General features: G+C 53.4%; 17 protein-coding genes and 1 riboswitch. Of the genes, 3 read left to right on the top strand and 14 right to left on the bottom strand.

The window, feature by feature from the left end:
• Nucleotide 1: 1 nt before the first annotated feature.
• The 6 genes from liaF to mqnC all read right to left on the bottom strand — a co-directional run bounded on the left by liaF (nucleotide 2) and on the right by mqnC (nucleotide 6,954).
• Nucleotides 2-949: a cell wall-active antibiotics response protein LiaF gene (gene liaF, locus NSQ80_RS06510; protein ID WP_009227027.1), complete on the bottom strand. Its 948-nt coding sequence runs from the start codon at nucleotides 947-949 to the stop codon at nucleotides 2-4.
• A 167-nt stretch (nucleotides 950-1,116) separates the two neighbouring features.
• Nucleotides 1,117-1,266, bottom strand: coding sequence for a hypothetical protein (locus NSQ80_RS06505; RefSeq protein WP_198136242.1), 150 nt, complete (start codon nucleotides 1,264-1,266; stop codon nucleotides 1,117-1,119).
• A 139-nt stretch (nucleotides 1,267-1,405) separates the two neighbouring features.
• A complete protein-coding gene (locus NSQ80_RS06500) occupies nucleotides 1,406-2,107 on the bottom strand; it encodes a 3D domain-containing protein (RefSeq protein WP_009227028.1) in 702 nt (233 codons plus the stop codon).
• A 351-nt stretch (nucleotides 2,108-2,458) separates the two neighbouring features.
• Nucleotides 2,459-4,396 (bottom strand): threonine--tRNA ligase, encoded by a 1,938-nt coding sequence (gene thrS, locus NSQ80_RS06495; protein ID WP_339301844.1) that lies wholly within the window; start codon nucleotides 4,394-4,396, stop codon nucleotides 2,459-2,461.
• A 391-nt stretch (nucleotides 4,397-4,787) separates the two neighbouring features.
• On the bottom strand, nucleotides 4,788-5,699 hold the full coding sequence (locus tag NSQ80_RS06490; protein ID WP_009227030.1) for a putative sporulation protein YtxC: 912 nt from the start codon (nucleotides 5,697-5,699) through the stop codon (nucleotides 4,788-4,790).
• Between the two features lie 118 nt (nucleotides 5,700-5,817).
• Nucleotides 5,818-6,954, bottom strand: coding sequence for a cyclic dehypoxanthinyl futalosine synthase (gene mqnC, locus NSQ80_RS06485; RefSeq protein ID WP_009227031.1), 1,137 nt, complete (start codon nucleotides 6,952-6,954; stop codon nucleotides 5,818-5,820).
• A 405-nt stretch (nucleotides 6,955-7,359) separates the two neighbouring features.
• Here mqnC and NSQ80_RS06480 point away from each other — a divergent pair, with 405 nt between their 5' ends.
• Nucleotides 7,360-8,604 (top strand): IS110 family transposase, encoded by a 1,245-nt coding sequence (locus tag NSQ80_RS06480; protein WP_016312179.1) that lies wholly within the window; start codon nucleotides 7,360-7,362, stop codon nucleotides 8,602-8,604.
• Between the two features lie 354 nt (nucleotides 8,605-8,958).
• Here the strand turns inward: NSQ80_RS06480 and NSQ80_RS06475 are convergent, their stop codons facing one another.
• The 3 genes from NSQ80_RS06475 to metA are packed head-to-tail and all read right to left on the bottom strand — an operon-like array spanning nucleotide 8,959 to nucleotide 12,262.
• Nucleotides 8,959-10,122: an aminotransferase class I/II-fold pyridoxal phosphate-dependent enzyme gene (locus NSQ80_RS06475; RefSeq protein WP_009226678.1), complete on the bottom strand. Its 1,164-nt coding sequence runs from the start codon at nucleotides 10,120-10,122 to the stop codon at nucleotides 8,959-8,961.
• Nucleotides 10,119-11,309, bottom strand: a complete 1,191-nt coding sequence (locus NSQ80_RS06470; RefSeq protein WP_339301840.1) for an aminotransferase class I/II-fold pyridoxal phosphate-dependent enzyme — start codon at nucleotides 11,307-11,309, stop codon at nucleotides 10,119-10,121. Before NSQ80_RS06470 ends, NSQ80_RS06475 begins: the two co-directional genes overlap by 4 nt.
• 17 nt (nucleotides 11,310-11,326) lie before the next feature.
• Nucleotides 11,327-12,262, bottom strand: coding sequence for a homoserine O-succinyltransferase (metA, locus tag NSQ80_RS06465; RefSeq protein WP_009226680.1), 936 nt, complete (start codon nucleotides 12,260-12,262; stop codon nucleotides 11,327-11,329).
• Between the two features lie 120 nt (nucleotides 12,263-12,382).
• A riboswitch (SAM riboswitch) is annotated at nucleotides 12,383-12,512 on the bottom strand.
• Between the two features lie 489 nt (nucleotides 12,513-13,001).
• On the opposite strand from metA, the gene corA reads away from it, so the two are divergent.
• Nucleotides 13,002-13,937, top strand: a complete 936-nt coding sequence (gene corA / locus NSQ80_RS06460) for a magnesium/cobalt transporter CorA (RefSeq protein ID WP_009226681.1) — start codon at nucleotides 13,002-13,004, stop codon at nucleotides 13,935-13,937.
• Between the two features lie 628 nt (nucleotides 13,938-14,565).
• Here corA and NSQ80_RS06455 read toward each other — a convergent pair.
• Nucleotides 14,566-15,576 carry an HRDC domain-containing protein gene (locus NSQ80_RS06455; protein ID WP_323076116.1) on the bottom strand — a complete coding sequence of 337 codons (1,011 nt, stop codon included), beginning with the start codon at nucleotides 15,574-15,576 and terminating at the stop codon, nucleotides 14,566-14,568.
• A gap of 240 nt (nucleotides 15,577-15,816) precedes the next feature.
• On the opposite strand from NSQ80_RS06455, the gene NSQ80_RS06450 reads away from it, so the two are divergent.
• Nucleotides 15,817-16,119 (top strand): DUF3055 domain-containing protein, encoded by a 303-nt coding sequence (locus tag NSQ80_RS06450; RefSeq protein ID WP_009226683.1) that lies wholly within the window; start codon nucleotides 15,817-15,819, stop codon nucleotides 16,117-16,119.
• Nucleotides 16,120-16,235: 116 nt separating this feature from the next.
• Here NSQ80_RS06450 and NSQ80_RS06445 read toward each other — a convergent pair whose 3' ends face one another.
• The 4 genes from NSQ80_RS06445 to NSQ80_RS06430 are packed head-to-tail and all read right to left on the bottom strand — an operon-like array spanning nucleotide 16,236 to nucleotide 19,072.
• Nucleotides 16,236-17,117, bottom strand: a complete 882-nt coding sequence (locus NSQ80_RS06445) for a 5'-3' exonuclease H3TH domain-containing protein (protein WP_260071066.1) — start codon at nucleotides 17,115-17,117, stop codon at nucleotides 16,236-16,238.
• Nucleotides 17,118-17,154: 37 nt separating this feature from the next.
• Entirely contained in the window at nucleotides 17,155-17,517 is a 363-nt protein-coding gene (locus NSQ80_RS06440; protein WP_009226685.1) for an arsenate reductase family protein, read from the bottom strand.
• 26 nt (nucleotides 17,518-17,543) lie between these two features.
• Nucleotides 17,544-18,509, bottom strand: a complete 966-nt coding sequence (locus tag NSQ80_RS06435) for an RluA family pseudouridine synthase (protein ID WP_339301837.1) — start codon at nucleotides 18,507-18,509, stop codon at nucleotides 17,544-17,546.
• Complete coding sequence (locus NSQ80_RS06430) at nucleotides 18,506-19,072, bottom strand: cob(I)yrinic acid a,c-diamide adenosyltransferase (protein WP_009226687.1); 567 nt, start codon at nucleotides 19,070-19,072, stop codon at nucleotides 18,506-18,508. Before NSQ80_RS06430 ends, NSQ80_RS06435 begins: the two co-directional genes overlap by 4 nt.
• Nucleotides 19,073-19,196: the final 124 nt, after the last annotated feature.

The following is a 19,196-nucleotide window of genomic DNA, read 5'->3' as shown; positions in this document are numbered from 1 at the left end:
GTTACCCTACCATGTTCACTTTAACGTCGCCCACAAACACGCTGACAATCAGCTTAATCCGCTTGCTGGCTTCACCGTAATACGGAGATTCGGCGGTGACGCTGCTCATGAAGCCGCCTTGCTTCTGCGTCAGCACTTTCAAATCGCCGATGAACGCGCTGGAGGTGGCCACAATACCGATGTCCATATCGTCGGGGATGAACACTTTCACGTCGCCGATGAAGGACGAAACATTAATTTTCGTTTCCCCGTAAGGAATTTGCGCCTTGGTCAGATCAATGATCGTATCGCCGATAAAATGGGAGATATTCATCGGCTTCAGCTGGAAATAATCCTGACCCAAGTGAACATCACCGATAAATCCGGATTTCTGGATGACCGATCCATGGCCTCCTGAACCACCTTCATGATGGTGGTGCCCGAAATTAGGATGGGAAAAACGCGGTTTTTCCTGCTTAGCTGCTTCTTCCTTCTCTTTCTCCTTCTCCATCGATCCGAAAATCGAATCCAGCGGAGACTCCATCTCCGGATGGAACGTTGGTGGCGGAGGATCGAGCGGCGGCATCGGAGGCGGCGGAAAATCGTCGCGCCGTTTGCGCCGATGCGGATCACGCGGTTTGAACAAGACGAACAACCCGCCGATGATCAACATCACCGGAAAGAAGAAGCGGAAAAAGTCGCCCGGACTTAAGTCAATTAAATTCAGATTGCGGCCCAGGAAATACCCGCCGATCAGCAATAATACGACACTGCCGACAAAGTTACCGCCCCGCCAGCCGCCGTTGCTTAAGTTCACCAACCCTCCTAAAATCAGAAACAAGGGCCAGTATGTCGCGAACATTTCGCCGATGCTGAAATCGGTCACCCCGAACTGATTCAGAAGAAAAACTGCCCCGATACCGATCAGCACCATCCCTCCAATAAATCTTCCAAATAAGCCATTTCTCATCTCGTTACCTCCAATGGACTGCCTCTTACTAATGCCAGTTTACCTGAAGCGTAAGGTGATGAACAGCGGCGCGGGATGGAAAGCTTGATCGGTCCCAAGACCGAGGGGAAAGGGAATATATGTAAAAAGCGTCCCTCAAGGGACGCTCTTTTCGCTTTACGCGATCATTATTGTTGTTTGTTCACTGAAGTCGTTGCATTGCGAGAAGCTTTCGCTTTCTGAGCAACGGTTGCTGTGCTTTCTTCAGCAAATTCTTCATTAAACTTCTCGTTAGGTGTTTTGTAACCTGGAGAAGCGGCTTTCTTTTGATTTGCCATGATTCTCACCTCCCTCTCGCATACGCCGATTCCGTGAGTCGTTGGCGTTTTCGCAGCCCTCTCGTCGTGGACCACGAACCTTATTATGCGAACCGGGAAGATGAATTATGCGAGCGAAAAAGCGAAGGGGTGGCGAAGCTTAAATCGCCTTGTCCCAAAGATTTTCAGGAATTTCTTTGTTCACTTCCATCGCTTTGCCAAGCTCCTTCAGCATCTCTTCGGTCAACTTGCCGTCTCCTTTGCGAACCACCTGGACCTCAACCTCTTTTTTGCCCCATTCCTTATAAACCTGCTTGATGGTATCAAAATAAAGGTCGATTTTATGACCGCGGATCGCGGAGCCTTTATCGGCAACGACCCCGTAGCCATACCCCGGAATATAAAGGATCGTGCCAATCGGAAAAATCTTTAAGTCGGCGGCAATCGTCGAGACGGTATCTTTGTCACGCCGCACCCGAACGCCCGAATACGTGATGCCGTATTGCGGATGGTTGGGCTTCTTGCCGGTGGATTCATAGCCGGCGGTATAACCGGTTGCCAGCACTTTGACCGTTTCCACCGCTTTTTTCTTACGCTCAGGCTGAGCCTGTTGAGCCTGTTTATGTTCCGGGTTCATCATGATGACCCGTTGATATTGGTATTGTCGTGTTGTTCTTACCGCCTGCAGTTGCTGCGTTTGCTTCAGCCCCAGCCATTCTGCGTAATTCCGGTATTGCCGGTTCGCGTAAATGCTTTGCGGCTGGAAGCCCCCAACCGGCAGATCCGCCGCCATCGTAAATACAAGCAATCCTGCAAGCAAACAGCGTGTACTAAACTTGTGCCAGAAATGAAATTGGCGCATGAGAAAACCTCCCCCTTATTCGAAAGGTTTTCCACATACGCCCAATTCTATACATCCTGGCTTTTCATCACGAAGCTTTACCGAAGAGGCTTGATCGACGTCGAATCATGAATACAGTTCATTTCCGCTCAAAACCGCCGATTCAGCCAAAAACTCCCTCAATGAATTGCACTTTCCCTAAGGCCCCTTGAAATCGGGATTTTGCACATCACGCAATGCACTTTTGCAGTTGGAGCTTTTGAGGTTGGGTTAATTCAACTGGGCCTTCCCCCACACAAAAATGTTGTAAAAAGTGCAACATTTACTCCGCTCATCCGCCCGAGCGGACGGTGCAGACGAAACGCACACGAACTAAATCACGTGGTTGCGGATTTCCTCCTGCAATTGAGCAATCACTTCATCCACCGCTTTGGCGCCAAGGTCGCCTTGGCCGCGTTTGCGGACGGAAACGGTGCCGGCGTTTTGCTCGTTTTCGCCTACGACGAGCATGTACGGCAGCTTCTCAAGCTGAGCTTCGCGGATCTTATACCCGAGCTTCTCGTTGCGCAGATCGCTTTCGGCGCGGATGCCGGCAGCCCGCAGCTTGTCTTCGACCTGACGAGCATAAGCGTCGAAGTTGCTGGACACCGGAAGCACCTTCGCTTGAACCGGAGCGAGCCAGAGCGGCAGATTCCCTGCAAAGTTCTCCAGAAGGAAGGCCGTGAAACGTTCCATCGTCCCGAGGATCCCGCGGTGCAGCACGACCGGACGATGCTTCTGGCCGTCGTCGCCAACGTACTCCAGCTCAAAACGTTCTGGCAACAGGAAGTCGATTTGCACAGTCGACAGCGTTTCTTCCTTGCCAAGCGCCGTTTTGATCTGCACGTCGAGCTTCGGTCCGTAGAACGCCGCTTCGCCTTCTGCTTCAAAGAATGGCAAGCCGGCTTCCTCTACAACCTCGCGGAGCATCCGCTGCGCCGTATTCCACATCTCGTCGTTTTGGTAGTACTTCTCCGTATCTTGAGGATCACGGTAAGATAACCGGAACCGATACTCATGAATCCCAAAATCGTTGTATACCTGTTTGATCAAATCCAGGACGCGCTTAAATTCATCTTTGATTTGATCCAAACGGCAGAAAATATGAGCGTCATTCAGCGTCATAGAACGCACACGGTGCAACCCGGTTAATGCGCCGGACATCTCATAACGATGCTGCATCCCCAGCTCGGCGATGCGGATCGGCAAGTCCCGGTAGCTGCGCATATCACTCTTATAAACCATCATGTGATGCGGGCAGTTCATCGGACGAAGCACGAATTCTTCCGTATCGATCGCCATTTTCGGGAACATGTCTTCTTGATAATGCTCCCAGTGACCCGATGTTTTATACAAATCCACGTTCCCCAGCACCGGCGTGTATACATGCTGGTAACCCAGTCTTTCTTCGATATCAACGATATAACGCTCCAGCGTCCGACGAACCGTCGCTCCCTTCGGCAGCCAAATCGGCAAGCCTTGGCCGACCAGGTTGTTGAACGTAAAGATGTTGAGTTCCTTCCCCAGCTTCCGGTGGTCGCGTTTCTTCGCTTCTTCCAGCATGTGCAGATGATGATCCAGGTCCGCTTTCTTCATAAACGCGGTACCGTAAATCCGCTGCAGCATTTTGTTGTTGCTGTTGCCGCGCCAGTACGCGCCAGCCACGCTCAGCAGCTTAAACACTTTGATTTTCCCGGTCGAAGGCACGTGCGGCCCGCGGCACAGGTCGAAGAACTCGCCTTGATCATAAATCGAAATGACGCTGCCTTCCGGCAATTCGCGAATGATCTCCAGCTTATACGGATCATCCAGCTCCGTATAGATCGCTAACGCTTCTTCACGGCTAACCTCGCGGCGGGTAATCGGCAGGTTTTCACCGATGATGCGTTCCATTTCTTTTTCGATCTTTTGCAGGTCCTCTGGATTAAGCGGATGCTCCAAGTCCATGTCATAGTAGAAGCCGTCTTCGATGACCGGCCCGATCCCCAGCTTCACTTCCTTGTTGCCAAACAAGCGTTTCACCGCTTGAGCCATCAAGTGGGCGCTGCTGTGACGCATGATTTCCAGACCTTCTTGGGAATCCCCAGTAATGATCTCAACTTTGGCGCCATCCATCAGCTTCGTGTTTAAATCCACCGCCACGCCATTGATTTTTCCGGCCAGCGCATTTTTGCGCAAACCGCTGCTGATCGAAGCAGCGACATCCTCCAGACTGCTGCCTTCCGCATACTCCCGAACCGAACCGTCCGGCAAAATAACAGATACTGCCACCTTGATTTCCTCCCTAAAATATGTGATTGTTTACCGGAAGCGGACAAATCAAAAAACGCCCGTCCCGGAAAGGGACGAGCGTTAAATACCCGTGGTTCCACCCTCATTCGGCCAATCCGCAGCACTCACCCGTGCATCACAACTCGGAAACGGCCCTTAATTCGGCATTCGTTAACGGGAATGAACCGGTATTCCTTACTTCACGAAGGTTCGGGAATACAGCTACAAAGGGGTAAACCAAAAGCGAATCCGAAGGGAATTCCAGCCAAGTTCCCTCTCTCTGTACCGTTCAAGCCTTCTGGCTCATGTCTTTGTCCACGCTATTTAAGGTTGTTCACTTAATGGAAGTAATTATAATGCGAACTTCCCGGATCGTCAAGAAGCCTCTTCATTACCCTTGATCTAGACGCCGCGTCTCCTGATGGAACAGCTGGCAATGCGGGCAAAGCAAGCAGATTTCCACCCGATCGCCAAAAATCCGCGAGATCGTCGTAATCACCTGGGCATCAGGTTCCTGGGTATGAATCAAAATCCGGTCCGGGGACAGGGAGATCAAGGTGCTGACGATCACGTCCTCCATCTGCATCTCCTGATCGGCAATCCGCGCGACAACCCCGCCAGAAGCCGGCACACGAATCGGCGTAAATTGCTCGTTCAGAATCGCAAATTCATGATCGTGCTTATGCATCAAATGAACTAACGGGGTCAAAGGCTCCTGAAAATACACGAAATACTGCAGCAGCCCAATAAATTCCTCATACTGCTTGTCGAGCAAAAACTCGTCGACGGCATAATCTACGATTTCGCGCAGCTTGTCCTCGTAAGCCTTGAGGCGAAACCAGACGAACCCTTCCAGATGGAGGTCGGAGGAAGACTGCAAATACTCGCGTAGCGCTTCTTGTACCAACGCTTTGCGTTCCTCTCGGGCACAGCCGGTAACAGCTTCTTCGGCCAGAAGCCGGTCCACCATGTCATGAACCTGCTGCGCTTCCTCGCGGGATTCGAAGCTGTAATCCCGTCTCATGACTCGAGCGGCGACCTCTTCTTCCTTCTCGCTGATGATGTATTCTGCGATGCCAAGCGACAAAAGGTCGATCAGTTGTGGATCGCAAGCAGCTTGCCCCCCGCCGCTGGAGTCTGGACGTCCGATAAGCAACGCCTCCAGCATCCCGCCTTCGGCTGCTTGAAAGCTAAGCCGAACCTCGCGGTTATGTAAGCTGCTGACGGCCTCCTGTATCAAAGCTTTGAACCGTTCCTCCGATTCGGCGGAACCACAATTGACGCGTACAGTAAAAAAATCCATGAATCTGGCCCCCTTCCGCTTCCTTCTCCAAGTATATGGTGGGAAGGTAGCGGATATACGGGAACCGTTCATGGAATGAAAGGCAGTTCTGCCAGCAATATTTTATAGGAGAATCAAGTTAGTTTTGCATAATAAAATCGCGTTCGACCGTAGCTTCTTCATCAAACACACGTAAAATCTCATATTTGGTATTGCGTTGAGCCGGAACTTTGCCTGCGGAACGAATGATCGACAGGATCGATTCGATGTTCACTTTATGCGTCGCACCGGCGGACGATACAACGTTCTCCTCGATCATCGTGCTGCCGAAGTCGTTACAACCGTATTGCAGCGACAGCTTGCCGACTTCAGGACCCATCGTCACCCAAGAGGACTGCAGGTTTTTGATGTTATCCAACACAATTCGGCTAATCGCTACCGTTTTTAGATAGGCTTCCGGCGTTTGCCGTTCGGCTTTCAGGTTCGTGTTGTCCGGCTGGAACGTCCAAGGGATAAAGGCCAAGAAACCTTCCGACGGATAACCGTTCTGGATGCATTCATCCTGTGCTTCCCGCACGCGCAGCAGATGCAGCGCCCGTTCTTCCATCGACTCGCCAAACCCGATGACCATCGTGGCCGTCGTGTTCATTCCGATTTTATGGGCGGTTTGCATTACGTCCATCCAGTCTCTCCAGGAGCCTTTCAGGCGGCTGATTTTGCGGCGTGTCCGGTCGTCCAAAATTTCAGCTCCGCCGCCCGGCAACGAATCAAGACCTGCTGCATGGATTTCGCGCAAGACCTCTTCCAGCGAAAGCCCATCGGACACTTCCTTCATCTTCATGATTTCCGCAGGTGAGAACGAGTGCATCGTGATGTTCGGGAACCGCTCTTTAATCGCCTTCAATAAGTTCGTATAATAGCTAAATGGTAAATTCGGGTTGGTTCCACCTTGCATCAGAATCTCTGTGCCGCCTACGTCCACCGTTTCCTGGATTTTTTGAAAAATCACTTCGTCCGGAAGCACATACCCTTCCTCAGAACCTGGCCGGCGGTAAAAAGCACAGAACCGGCAATATACGTCACAAATGTTCGTATAGTTGATGTTCCGTCCGATCACAAACGTCGTGATCGGTTCGGGATGCTTGCGCTCCATCAAAATGTTGGCGGTATGCCCGATCTTCTCCACTTCGTCAGATTCGAACAACCGGATCGTATCCTCCAAATCCAGGCGTCCGCCCTGCAGCGCTTTGTTTAATATATCATCGATTGCAGTCATATCACTGCCTCCTCGTATAGTATCTTTAAAAAGCTCTTTTAGGTTCATTTCCATCCCCCCGGGGGATGGAAAACAGCCTCCAAATTTCCAGCTTGTTCTTTGAAAATTCCATCAGGGACTGGACTTTCCGGTATGCCTCTGGACAATGGAACGTAGGGTCCATTCGGGGAAATCCTTCTGCCTCCAGTAGCATCGTCTACTCCTTAAGTCTGTTTCTCCGGTACGCGTCTGAGCTTCTTACCCGCTGGCTGTTCCCTTCGGCATCCCATGCCCGGTTTTAGCAGATCCGGGGCAGCTCATGGCCCGAAGTGTGTCCTCATACGCGAGGGTGATAGATCTGCGCGTGCGCCGGAGGCATCCCGGAGCGTCCATTCCCTGAATCCCTAGCGAAAGGAGGAATTTCACTTGAAGCTTTTTGTCGGTATTGACGTGAGCTCGCAAGAGCTCGAAGCGTGTTTCATGAACGCTGACGGTGACAAGCTTGAGACACTCACCGTCAAAAACAATTTGAATGGCGCCTCGCACTTGCGTGACCAAATCGTCGCTGCAGCGAACAAGTTGGCCGTCACCGAGATTCACATCGGCTTGGAAGCCACTTCCGTCTACAGCTGGCACCCTGCCATGTACCTGCATCAGGATCCAGCGCTTCGAGAGCGCAAGGCCAAGGTGTTCACCTTGAACCCCAAGCTCATCAGCAAGTTCAGAGAAGCCTATGCGGATATGGACAAGACCGACCGGCTCGACGCCTGGGTCATTGCGGATCGCCTGCGCTTCGGCCGCCTGACGACCACCATCGTCATGCAGGAGCAGTATGTCGCCCTTCAACGCCTCACGCGCATGCGTTTCCACTTGGTCCATAACTTGGCTCGCGAGAAGCAGTACTTCTTGCAGAACCTGTTCTACAAGTGCAATGCGTTTACAACCGAGGTCGACAGCTCCGTGTTTGGCCATGCGCTCATGGAGATGCTCTCCGAGAAGTTCAGCCTCGATGACATCGCCGAGATGGACGTGGCCGATCTGGCCGACTATCTGCGGGACAAGGGACGCAATCGTTTCCCCGATCCCGAGCGGGTCGCCCGCTGCATTCAGCAAGCTGCCCGCGCCTCCTATCGGCTGTCCAAGGTCGTGGAGGATTCGATTGACCTGGTGCTCGGCACCTCCATCGAATCCATCCGCAGCATCCAGAAGCAGCTCAAGGATCTCGACAAAGCGATCGAGCGGGTCCTCGACGGCATTCAAGGCGCTCAGTGCTTGCTGTCAGTGCCCGGCATCGGCAAAGTCTATGCAGCCGGTCTGCTCGGCGAACTCGGCGATATTGAACGGTTCAAGGATCAAGCCGCCGTCGCCAAGTACGCGGGTCTGACGTGGCGCAGGCACCAGTCCGGCGTCTTCGAGGCGGAGGACACCGCCCGCATCAAATCCGGCAACCGATTCCTGCGCTACTACCTCGTTGAAGCTGCCAACTCGGTTAGGATGCGCGATGAAGAATTCGGTGAATATTACCGGAAGAAGTATCACGAAGTGCCCAAGAATCAACACAAACGCGCCCTCGTCTTAACGGCAAGAAAACTCGTGCGTCTGGTCGATGTGCTGCTACGCAGCGGCCAACTCTACACGCCTCGAAGGAAGGTGAATAGCGCCAAGGATTAACGCCTCCTTTGCCTTAGTCCTTCACGAATTCCCAGTAAAAATCTGGTATCTGACATGGTTTTTGGCTGGGTTTGGTTTGATGCGCCCTTTTTTCGTGACTCCGCGCTCAACAGGCACGGGAAATTTCCAATTCGATTAAATCAACAGCTTGACATCATACCGCTGGACTTAGAACAAATAAATGAATCCCAGGCGATACCTGAAAATTTAAAATGTTAATTCAATCGTAACACAGTCCGCCCAGGAAAAACAGCACCCAATCACGGCGCAGACGCCGAAGAAACGGTGACACATACAGAGGAAAATGCCAAAAAGGCCGCATACCGCGGCCTTTTTATCCGTTCACGAGCCTATTCAGCTATTTGCAAGCGCCTCGTCCAAATCGGCAAGCAAATCGTCGATGTCCTCCAGCCCGACGGAGAAACGCAGCAGCCCGTCGGTAATGCCCCGCTCGCCGCGAACTTCCGGCGGCATCGAGGCATGCGACATCATCGCCGGGTAAGAGAGGATGCTCTCGACGGCACCCAGGCTGACCGCAACGAGCGGCAGCTTCACCCGATTCAGCACCCGCTTGGCCCGCTCGCCTGAACCAACGTCGAAGGAGACCACCGCGCCATAACCGGTGGATTGCTTCTCCTGAACCTCGCGGCCGGGGTGATCCGGCAAGCCAGGATAATACACGGCCGCGATGTCGCTCCGGCGGCTCAGCCAGTCGGCCAGCTTGCGCGCGCTCACTTCGCTGTGCGCCATCCGCGCCCCCAGCGTCTTCATGCCGCGCATCAGCAGCCATGAATCCTGCGCGCCAAGGACGGTGCCCAGCCCGTTCTGCACATATTTCAGTTGACGGGCCAATTCTTCCGTCCGGGCCACCGCCAGGCCGGCCAACACGTCGCTGTGTCCGCCGAGGAATTTCGTTGCGCTGTGCAGGACGATATCTGTCCCCAGCTCAATCGGGCGCTGGTAATACGGCGTCATAAACGTATTGTCCACGATGCTAAGCAACCCATTTTCTCGCGCCCACGCGGAGATTTCCGCGATATCGGTGATTTTTAACGTAGGATTGGACGGCGTTTCCATATAGACGGCTTTCGTGTTGGCTTTCAAAGCCGCCTTTACCTGCTCCGGCTGCGTCATATCGACGAACGTCGTTTCGATGTTCATCCGGGTTAAAATATTGGACAGCAGACGATAGGTCCCGCCGTACACATCTTCGGTCACGATAATATGATCGCCGGCCGAGAGCAGCATCAGCGTTGTGGAAATGGCGGCCATCCCGCTGGCAAACGCGAAGCCTTGGACCCCGCCTTCCAATACCGCAATGTAATCCTCCAGCGCCTGCCGCGTCGGATTGCCGGAACGACTGTAATCGTGCTGCGGCGGATTAAAAATATCGTGATGATGGAACGTCGACGCCTGATAAATCGGTACACTGGACGCGCCGGTAGCCTCGTCCACCTCGCTGCCGAAGTGAATCAGCTTCGTTTCAAATTTGTTTTCCCGTTTCTCCTGCCCGCTCATGCGCCTTGTCCCCCTTCGACTTCCTGCCGCGCCGCTTCCAGTGCATTACTCAGGTCCGCAATCAAATCATCAACGTGCTCGATGCCAACGGAGAACCGCAGCAACCGATCATCCACGCCCACCGCATTGCGGATCTCCTCCGGAATGTCAGCATGCGTCTGCACTGCAGGATACGTCATCAGCGATTCCACGCCGCCGAGACTTTCGGCAAATGCAATCAGATTTAGATTGCGCAGCACCGGCTCTACGTACCGAGCATCCGTTACTTTGAAGGAGAAGATCCCCGTATTGCCGCTCGACTGCTTCCGTTGCGTCGCGTACCCTGGGTGATCCTCCAATCCCGGGTGGAATACCTCGGCTACCTGTGGATGTGTCTGCAGGAATTTGGCGATCGCCAGCGCGTTGCTTTCGTGCCGCTCCATCCGCAGCGCCAGCGTCTTCATTCCGCGCATCAGCTGATAAGAATCGGACGGGCTGAGCACCGCCCCAATCGAGTTGTGCAGGATCGCCATCTCCTGAGACAGCTCCTCGCCTTTGGTGATGATCAGACCGGCCAGGACATCGTTATGGCCGCCCAAGTATTTTGTCGCGCTGTGAACAACGATGTCCGCACCAAGCTCAATTGGCCGCTGGAAATACGGCGTCATCAGCGTATTGTCGACGATCGTCAGCAAGCCATGGGACCGCGCCCATGTCGATACCGCTTCAAGATCGGTGATCATCATCAGCGGATTGGTTGGCGTCTCAATAATAACCGCCTTTGTATTCTCTTGACGTACACGTTCGAGTGCATCCAAATCGTTCGTATCCACATAAGTTGCGGTTACGCCAAATTTGGACATGATCCGCTCCAGCAAACGGTATGTGCCTCCGTAAAGATCCAACGATACGATGAGATGGTCGCCTTGAGAAAATAACGTAAATACCGTCTGCAGCGCGGCCATCCCGGAGCTACAGGCAAACCCGGCATCGCCGGATTCCAGAGCGGCCGCTGCGTCTTCCAGCACTTTGCGGGTAGGGCTTTTCGTACGGATATAATCGAAGCCCGTGCTTTGCCCCAGACGCGGATGCCGAAACGCCGTGGCTTGATAAATCGGATAATTTACCGCGCCTGTGACCGGTTCTTCGACCGATCCGATTTGTGCCAATCTACTCTCGATGAGCCATTCCTTGTTTCTCTCCCCCACCTGCAATCCCTCCACTTTTAGATCTCATATACAAAATCGGCCGTTTGATCGATATCGTACGGTGTTTCTTGATACACATAGTAGTTTAACCAATTGGAAAATAATAAGTTTGCATGGGCACGCCACGAAGAACGCGGGGTGCGAGTCGGATCGTTATTCGGGAAATAGTTTACCGGCAGATCGATTTCCAAGCCTTTGGCAACATCCCGGTCATATTCCCATTTGAGCGAATCCGGATCGTATTCGGAGTGCCCGGTCACGAAGATCTGTTTACCGTCGCGGGTGGCGACCAAATAAATGCCGGCTTCCTCCGATTCCGCCAGAATCTGCAGTTCCGGCACCCGTTCGATGTCCGAGCGTTCCACGTCCGTATGACGAGAATGCGGCACTTGGAACACTTCATCAAACCCACGCAGCAGCTTTACCTTCGGATCGTTGACCGTGTGGGAGAAGACACCAAAGCACTTTTTCGCCAGTGGAACTTTACGAACGCCATAGTGGTAATACAATCCGGCCTGCGAGGCCCAACAGATGTGCATGGTCGAAGTGACATGGGTTTTGGACCACTCGAAGATTTCCTTCAACTCTTCCCAGTAGTTCACTTCTTCAAAATCCAACTGCTCGACCGGTGCCCCTGTCACGATCATGCCGTCAAAGCGGCGATTACGAATATCGCCAAACGTTTTGTAGAACATCTCCAGATGCTCTGCGGACGTATTTTTTGAGGTATGCGTGCTCGGATGTAGCAGGACGATTTCCACCTGAAGCGGCGTGTTCCCCAGCAAACGTAAGATTTGTGTCTCCGTCGTTTCCTTGGTTGGCATCAGGTTCAGAATCGCGATCCGCAGCGGGCGAATGTCCTGATGGTATGCACGGCTTTCATCCATCACAAAGATGTTTTCGTTGGCCAACACGTCCTTGGCCGGTAAATGGTCCGGTACTTTAATCGGCATGTGGTTTCACTCCTTTAATCGTAGCGTCATCCTTAATTCATCATCCGTTTCGAGGGGCCGTTTATACAAAAATGACCTCTCTCACGGGGAGAAAGGTCATTACGTATTCGGTATGCGCCTCTCTCATCTCTCAGAAGCCGTCCAGCGTTCGAAACGGACGGTCCTGCAAGAATTAGCACCGCTGCGATGGGTTTCATCGCCGGTTGCCGGGTATCATCGGGCTAGTCCCTCCACCTGCTCTTGATAAGATTTCGCTGTATTTAGTTATTTTCGGGGGCCTGGGCCATCGCCCGTACTCCCTGACATTCACTTTAAAGTATCCGATGGTATTCCGTCAAGAACTCTGCGAGAAAAATCACACGGTGTTCATGGACCGCTTGAATCCAGTGCACATAGTATACTTTTGGGTTGAAACATTTCATTCGCTGGCGTTATACTAGACAAGTGCCTTTAGGCCCAGACGGGCCTAGGGTTTGACGCATATTCATGTAACCTGATCATAGCGAGGTGAAACCGAGAATGGAAGGCGACCCGAGTCCGCAGAGGAACACCCAGGTCAAACAATTGCATAGGAAACCGACCCGCTGGGTACCTGCGGAACGTAAAGGGCACTTTCGTTTCCCGGTATTTGCATAAACGCCTTTTTGACCGTTGCCGGGCGAACCCGCGGTTGGTCCCTTTCCTATGCTGCAACAAGAGCATCCCAGGCCTTCAGGCCCGGGGAAAGGAGTGAAAGCATATGAAAATCCGTCATGTTCTAGCCGGCGTATTTACCCCCGTAGAGGACGTGGAGTTGACAACCACCCCTCCGGAAGAAGGCTTCTATTGGATCGACGCGGGCGTGGATGACCTTGCCCTGCTGCAGCCTTTATTTTCACTGCACGATCTGGCTGTGGAGGACTGCTTAAGCGAAGAAGAGCAACGTCCGAAGATCGAAACCTACGACAACCACTATTTCATCGTCGTGAACAGCATTCGGTATGATGACGAGGAAATTTTCCTGCGTGCATTGAACATTTTCTTGGGACGACATTATATCATTACAGTTACTAAACAGAAAATCAACGAGCTGCGTGCGGTGAAGCCGATCCTGTGGGAGCAAGAGGTCAGCGAGCCCGACCGGTTCCTGTACCTGCTGGTCGACCTGGTGGTTGATAACTACTTCACCGTCGGCGATCGGATTGAAGTGAAGATCGAGAAGCTGGAAGAAGACATCCTGATGCATACCAAACGTTCGCACCTGAACGAAATCATCGGGCTGCGAAGTGAAATTTTGTGGCTAAAGAAAGTGCTGGGTCCGCAGAAGGAAGTCATCAACATTTTGAACAAGAAAGACCTTCGTCTGATCGACGACCAACTGCAAAAATACTTCAGCGACATCTACGAAAACGCCGTGAAGATCTCCGAGAACTTCGACACGTTCCGCGAGCTCGTCGGCAACTTACGCGAGGCCTATCAGGCCGCCATCGCCAACCGCGCCAACGAAATCATGCGCGTGTTCACCGCGATTACGACGATCTTCATCCCGCTGACGCTGATCACCGGGATCTACGGGATGAACTTCGACTATATGCCGGAGACCCATTCGAAGTACGGCTACTTTATCGTCCTTGGCATCATGGCCGTGCTCGGCCTCGGCATGTACTACATCTTCCGGAAGAGAGATTGGATATAGAAAGTAAGGCCAACACGGGCTGGAGTCCGCGTTGGCCTTTTTGGTTGGGCGAGACGTTTGCTAGGAAGCCTAACCCTTTGAAGGTGCGAGATGTGTGTGCGCGGGCGTTAGGCTGACGCTTGATAATGCGCCGTTTAAGTTGCGGCTTTGGCCATTTGAGAACGGCAAGACGTATTGCACTAGCCCCTTGTTGGACGTGCGCCTGAATCCCCCTGACCGTTTAAATTAGGCGAGTCGAGCGTGAACTGCAAAAGTGCAGTTATTTTGCCGCGATCCCCCCCTAAATCGACTCTTAACTGCAAAAGTGCAGTCTTTTTTCGATAAATGGGCTGCTTTCCGCAAAATCTCCCGAAATGAACTGTACTTTTACAGTTAAAATGCATTTTGGCGGCATTTTCGGCCGGATCAACTGCACTTTTACAGTTCATCCGGCCGTCGGCGGTCAAACACTTCGAAATTCCCTCATTACCTGCTGCATTTGCGACTCTTGCGAGTAGCAACACGTACCACTCTTACGGCACCAACAGTCACTACCGCACTACTGCACTTACCACTCATCCCCCAACTTACTACCCTTACCGCACTACCACACTTACCGCCTTACTGCCCAAAAGCATCCCTTGCCGCCTCAACCCGCGTGCCGGGCGTTCTCGCGCTGGCGGCGGTACCGGATGCGGATCAGGCGCAGTCGCTCGTACAGCGTATCGAGGTTGCCGCTGCCGCCTTCACTGGCTTCGGGCCCGTACACCTTTTGCAGAACCGGTTTCAGGAGCGTGTCCCCCAGCTCTTCGTAAGCTTTCCATACGGCCTGCTGCTCCGCTTCGGGCATGGCCTCAAGTTCGGCACTCACCAAATCCTCGGTGTTGTAGCCCTCCTTCTCCAAGCTTTCCAGCAGCTCCACCGCATCCCGCCGCTCGATGCCCGTACGGGCGCAAATATCCTCTACCTTAAGCCCTGCGGCCAAGGCTTCGAGCACCGCTCGACGGACGTTGAACTTTTCCATTTCCGCCCGGTATTTCACTTCCTTCTGCTTATACAGCCAAGTACGGAAAACCTCGTCGTCGATTTCCTGCTCGACCCAATCCAGCGGGAACCCGCGTTTCCGCTCGGCCGCCCGAGTGATCTCCAGCAGCTCGGCGCCATATTCGCCGGCCTTGTTCTCACCAACGCCCGGCAGCTGCAACAGCTCATCCACGGTCTGCGGCAGAAATACGCTGATCATCCGCAGCAACCGATTGCTGGCAATTAAGTAAGGCGCTTTGCGCTCAGACGAAGCTTTTCTCCGACGCCAGGCCGTCAACTCGTTGTATACCGGTTCATTGCTGTTTAATTCGCTATAGCAAAACAGCTTCTGCGCCGCCATCCCCCGTCCGGTTAACGCTTCCTTCTCGTCCCAGATTCCCTCCATTATGGGGCGAAACCCCTCGCCTAGCTTGGCGGCCAATCGATGGCGGTAAATATGAAGCATCTCCGACCATGAAGCCCCTTCGTACCAAAGGTCCTCCTGCTCACTGTCTGCTGTCACCTCATTCCAGCCCATCCGCCAAACGCCGTCCTCCTCTCCAATCCACACCTGGGCCCCCCGAATCATGGCCCCGCCGTCCTTCTTCTCCAGACTGTTCAAAAATACAACCCGCATCAACCTGTCCCTCCTTGAAAAATTTTCAGTTACGAAGGAGTCATTTCATCTTTTTGCGCAAAACAAAAAGCACCTCTTCTGCGAAATTCGCAAAAGAGGTGCTTCCTCCAAACGTAACCTGTTATCCCTAATAATACCATAATCAACCAAGCTGTCAATGCATAGGAATCATTTTCCCATTGTCTTCCGTTTTCCGGTATAATAACTAGAGACATTCCGAAATAAGGGAGGCATTACAGGATGAGCGACCCGCATCAAGAGCTTGATTTCCTGTCCGACAGTACCGAAAACACTTCGACCCGGTTCGTCACGTTCATCGGCGGATCGCTGAAGCGTTATGACCTGGCGGTCACCACAACCAATCGTTTCTATGGGAAGAAGCTGGTCACCGACCTGCACAACGGCCGTACGGCCATTCTTGGCACCGACGACCTGGAGGAGGAAGGGTACCTCGAACATATTTATAACCTGAACGAGGAGGAAGGCACCGAACTGCGCACCTTTCTGTACCAGGTATTAGGTGAACCGTACTTCACGGATTAAAGTTGTACGCAAAACCGCAAAAACAGCAACCTGCGTAATGGACCGTATTGCTCTTATTCACCTATTTCCCGGCAATTTCTCGGTGCAACGGACTCCATTGACCTTAATGGCCACTTTTAAACGACACCCATCCAGGCGCTGATGCTGGCCATCTCCAGTTCCTCGAACTTGGAGATTACCTGCGCCGGATTCAGCTCAAACCGGCAGGTCTCTACATCGCATTCCAGCTCAATGTCACAGCGGATCTTGGCCAGCTGCCGCGAGAGATGCAGCATGTCGAGATCCGCTTCGATTTTGGCCCGGACCGATTTGGACAACTGGTCCAGATTGGCCAGGATGCCTTCCACCGAGCCGTGCTCCTGCACGAGCTTCAAGGCGGTTTTCTCGCCGATGCCGCGCACGCCCGGATAGTTGTCGCTCGTATCCCCCATCAAACCCTTCAGGTCCACGATCTGTTCAGGCCTTAATTGCTTCTCCTCCATCAAGGCCTCCGGCGTATACACCATGTAGTTGCCGTGGCCTTTTTTCATGATGATTACGCTTGTCCGCTCGCTGACCAGCTGCAGCATATCGTGATCGCCCGTCAGCACCAGCACGTCCATCTCCTGACCAAAGCGAGCTGCCAGCGTTCCGATGCAATCGTCCGCCTCATAACCCGGTGAGCTGATGTTCGGAATCCCCAAGCTGTCCATCACCTCGCGAATCATGGAGAACTGCGGAATCAGACCCTCTGGCGCGTCCGCACGATTTCCTTTGTAATCGGCAAACTGCTCCGTCCGGAACGTCTTGCTGCCCAAATCCCAACAGCAGGCGATATGCGTCGGCCCAAACTTCTGCACCGCGTCCCAAAAATAACGCATAAACCCGTACACCGCATTGGTCGGAACGCCCGCTTTCGTCCGCCGGATATACCCGGTTGCGGCCGAAGCGTAATAGGCGCGGAACATTAACGCCATTCCGTCCACTAGCAGAATCGTATTTTTACTGCTTTGCGCCAAATCCACGATTCACCCAAGCCACCCTTCTCGTTCAAATTTATTGGCCCCAAGCCTGTACATAGGCTTCTTCCTTGTAACCGACAGTTACGGTCTTTCCGTCCGTCACGATCGGGCGCTTGATCAGCATGCCGTTCGAGGACAGCAACTGAAGCTGCTCCTCCCGCGACATCCCCGCCAGCTTGTCCTTTAAGCCCATTGTCTTGTATACCTCACCGCTCGTATTAAAAAACTTCTTCAATTCCAACCCGCTGAGTTCCACCAGCTTATCCAGTTCGGCAGCACTCGGCGGCGTTTCCTTGATATGATGCAGCTCCAGTTCATGCCCTTTGGCCTGCAGCGATTTAATTGCACTTCTACATGTCCCGCATTGCGGATAATGATAAACCTTCAGTTTGCTCACGTTCCTTATTCCTCCTTACCACTTTCCTAAAAACTCGCCCAACGCAGCATCGCTTCCAGCTTGAGCATATCCTCTGGCAGCTCTGACTTAAAGGTCAGCGCCTCACCGGTAAGCGGATGGCGGAAGCCAAGCTCTGAGGCGTGGAGCGCCTGTCGCCCGATCGCCGCATCTAAGCGGGCGATTCGTTCGCGTGCAGGTGCCGGCAGCTCCGCGAGCCCCGGCATTCCGTAGAACTTGTCGCCGATCAGCGGGTGGCCGATCGACGTCATATGCACGCGGATCTGATGCGTCCGTCCTGTACCGAGACGCAGCTCAACCCGAGCCCCGTCGCCGTAGGCTTCCGCGACCTTATAATAGGTCAACGCGGGATAGCCCGACGGGGTGACAATCCGGCGGTGAGGTTCGGCAGGATCGCGGTCGATCGGGCCGTCGATCGTTCCTTCCGGCACCGCCAGACAACCGTGCACCAGCGCCGTATATTTCTTGGTGACCTCACCGGCGATCAACTGCTCGGAAATATGCTGGTGCACGTAGGCATTTTTGGCGATGGCGATCAAGCCGCTCGTCTCCTGGTCCAGCCGGTGCACGGGGCGGAAGCGGAATTTCTCGCCTTTCTCCTGCCAATAATACACGACGCCGTTGGCCAGCGTCCCCGTGTAGTGACCATGCGTCGGATGCACGATCAATCCCGCCGCTTTATTGACGATCAGCAGCGCTTCATCCTCGTAGACGATATCAAACGGTATCGGCTCCGGCAGGATGTCGGTTGACGTTTCCTTTTCCAGCGAGACGCTCACCGTATCCCCGGCTTTCACCGGGACGCTGATGTATACCCGCTCCCCGTTCAGCATCACCCCGCGCTCGGTCAGCTTAATCCGCGACAGCAGCTTGCGGGAGATCCCCATCCGGCGTTGGAGCACGCTTTTGACCGTCCAACCGTCCTCCGCTGCAGGGACTTGATATTCAATCGGATCATAATATTCGGAACTCACTTCTTGCCAAACACCTTCCCGCTCCGCACGTATTCGATATCTGCCACCTGCTGGCGATGATTAGCCATGCGAGCCGCTGCAAAGAAATAGTCCGACAACCGGTTCAGATAGATCAGCACCTCGGCATTAATCTCCTTGACCCGGCTCAGCGTAACGACGCGGCGTTCGGCGCGCCGGCATACGGTCCGGCAAACGTGCAGGGCCGAAGCCAGCGGCGTTCCCCCAGGCAAAATAAACTTCTCAAGCGGCGGATTGTCCGCTTCGTAACGATCAATCCATGCTTCAAGCCGCTGTGCGAGCTCCGGCGTCACCTTGTAGCGGCTTTCCGACAGCTTGACGTAGGCGAGATCGGAGCCGCAATCAAACAACTCCTGCTGGATCTCCAGCAGCTGTTCACGAAGATCGCCAAACGTCACCTCGTCCGATAAACTGACTGCTTGTCCCACGAAACTATTCAGCTCATCGATCGAACCGTAGGCTTCAACCTGCGCATCATCTTTTGTTACTCGACCGCCGATGACCGTGGTTAGCCCTTGGTCGCCGGAACGCGTATAGATCGACATTCGTTTTTCCTCCCCGTGACATACTCTCGTACCATCTTACCATAAATCACAGCCCGGCTGGTCATGCAACTGCTGGAACCGCAAAAAGGAGACCCGCAAGGCGGATCTCCTTCAACTTCAAGGA

Source organism: Paenibacillus sp. FSL K6-2441, assembly GCF_037964765.1.
GTDB lineage: Bacteria > Bacillota > Bacilli > Paenibacillales > Paenibacillaceae > Fontibacillus > Fontibacillus phoenicis.
Note: the sequence above shows the minus strand (reverse complement) of the source record. Positions and strands in the feature narration are given on the sequence as shown.

What these genes read in the sequence shown, in the direction of transcription:
- metA (WP_009226680.1), bottom strand. Translation starts at nt 12,262, where the DNA reads ATGCCGATTAAAGTACCGGACCATTTACCGGCCAAGGACGTGTTGGCC.
- NSQ80_RS06450 (WP_009226683.1), top strand. Translation starts at nt 15,817, where the DNA reads ATGAGCGACCCGCATCAAGAGCTTGATTTCCTGTCCGACAGTACCGAA.
- mqnC (WP_009227031.1), bottom strand. Translation starts at nt 6,954, where the DNA reads ATGACTGCAATCGATGATATATTAAACAAAGCGCTGCAGGGCGGACGC.
- NSQ80_RS06475 (WP_009226678.1), bottom strand. Translation starts at nt 10,122, where the DNA reads ATGAGCGGGCAGGAGAAACGGGAAAACAAATTTGAAACGAAGCTGATT.
- NSQ80_RS06500 (WP_009227028.1), bottom strand. Translation starts at nt 2,107, where the DNA reads ATGCGCCAATTTCATTTCTGGCACAAGTTTAGTACACGCTGTTTGCTT.
- corA (WP_009226681.1), top strand. Translation starts at nt 13,002, where the DNA reads ATGAAAATCCGTCATGTTCTAGCCGGCGTATTTACCCCCGTAGAGGAC.
- NSQ80_RS06490 (WP_009227030.1), bottom strand. Translation starts at nt 5,699, where the DNA reads ATGGATTTTTTTACTGTACGCGTCAATTGTGGTTCCGCCGAATCGGAG.
- NSQ80_RS06430 (WP_009226687.1), bottom strand. Translation starts at nt 19,072, where the DNA reads ATGTCGATCTATACGCGTTCCGGCGACCAAGGGCTAACCACGGTCATC.
- NSQ80_RS06505 (WP_198136242.1), bottom strand. Translation starts at nt 1,266, where the DNA reads ATGGCAAATCAAAAGAAAGCCGCTTCTCCAGGTTACAAAACACCTAAC.
- liaF (WP_009227027.1), bottom strand. Translation starts at nt 949, where the DNA reads ATGAGAAATGGCTTATTTGGAAGATTTATTGGAGGGATGGTGCTGATC.
- NSQ80_RS06455 (WP_323076116.1), bottom strand. Translation starts at nt 15,576, where the DNA reads ATGCGGGTTGTATTTTTGAACAGTCTGGAGAAGAAGGACGGCGGGGCC.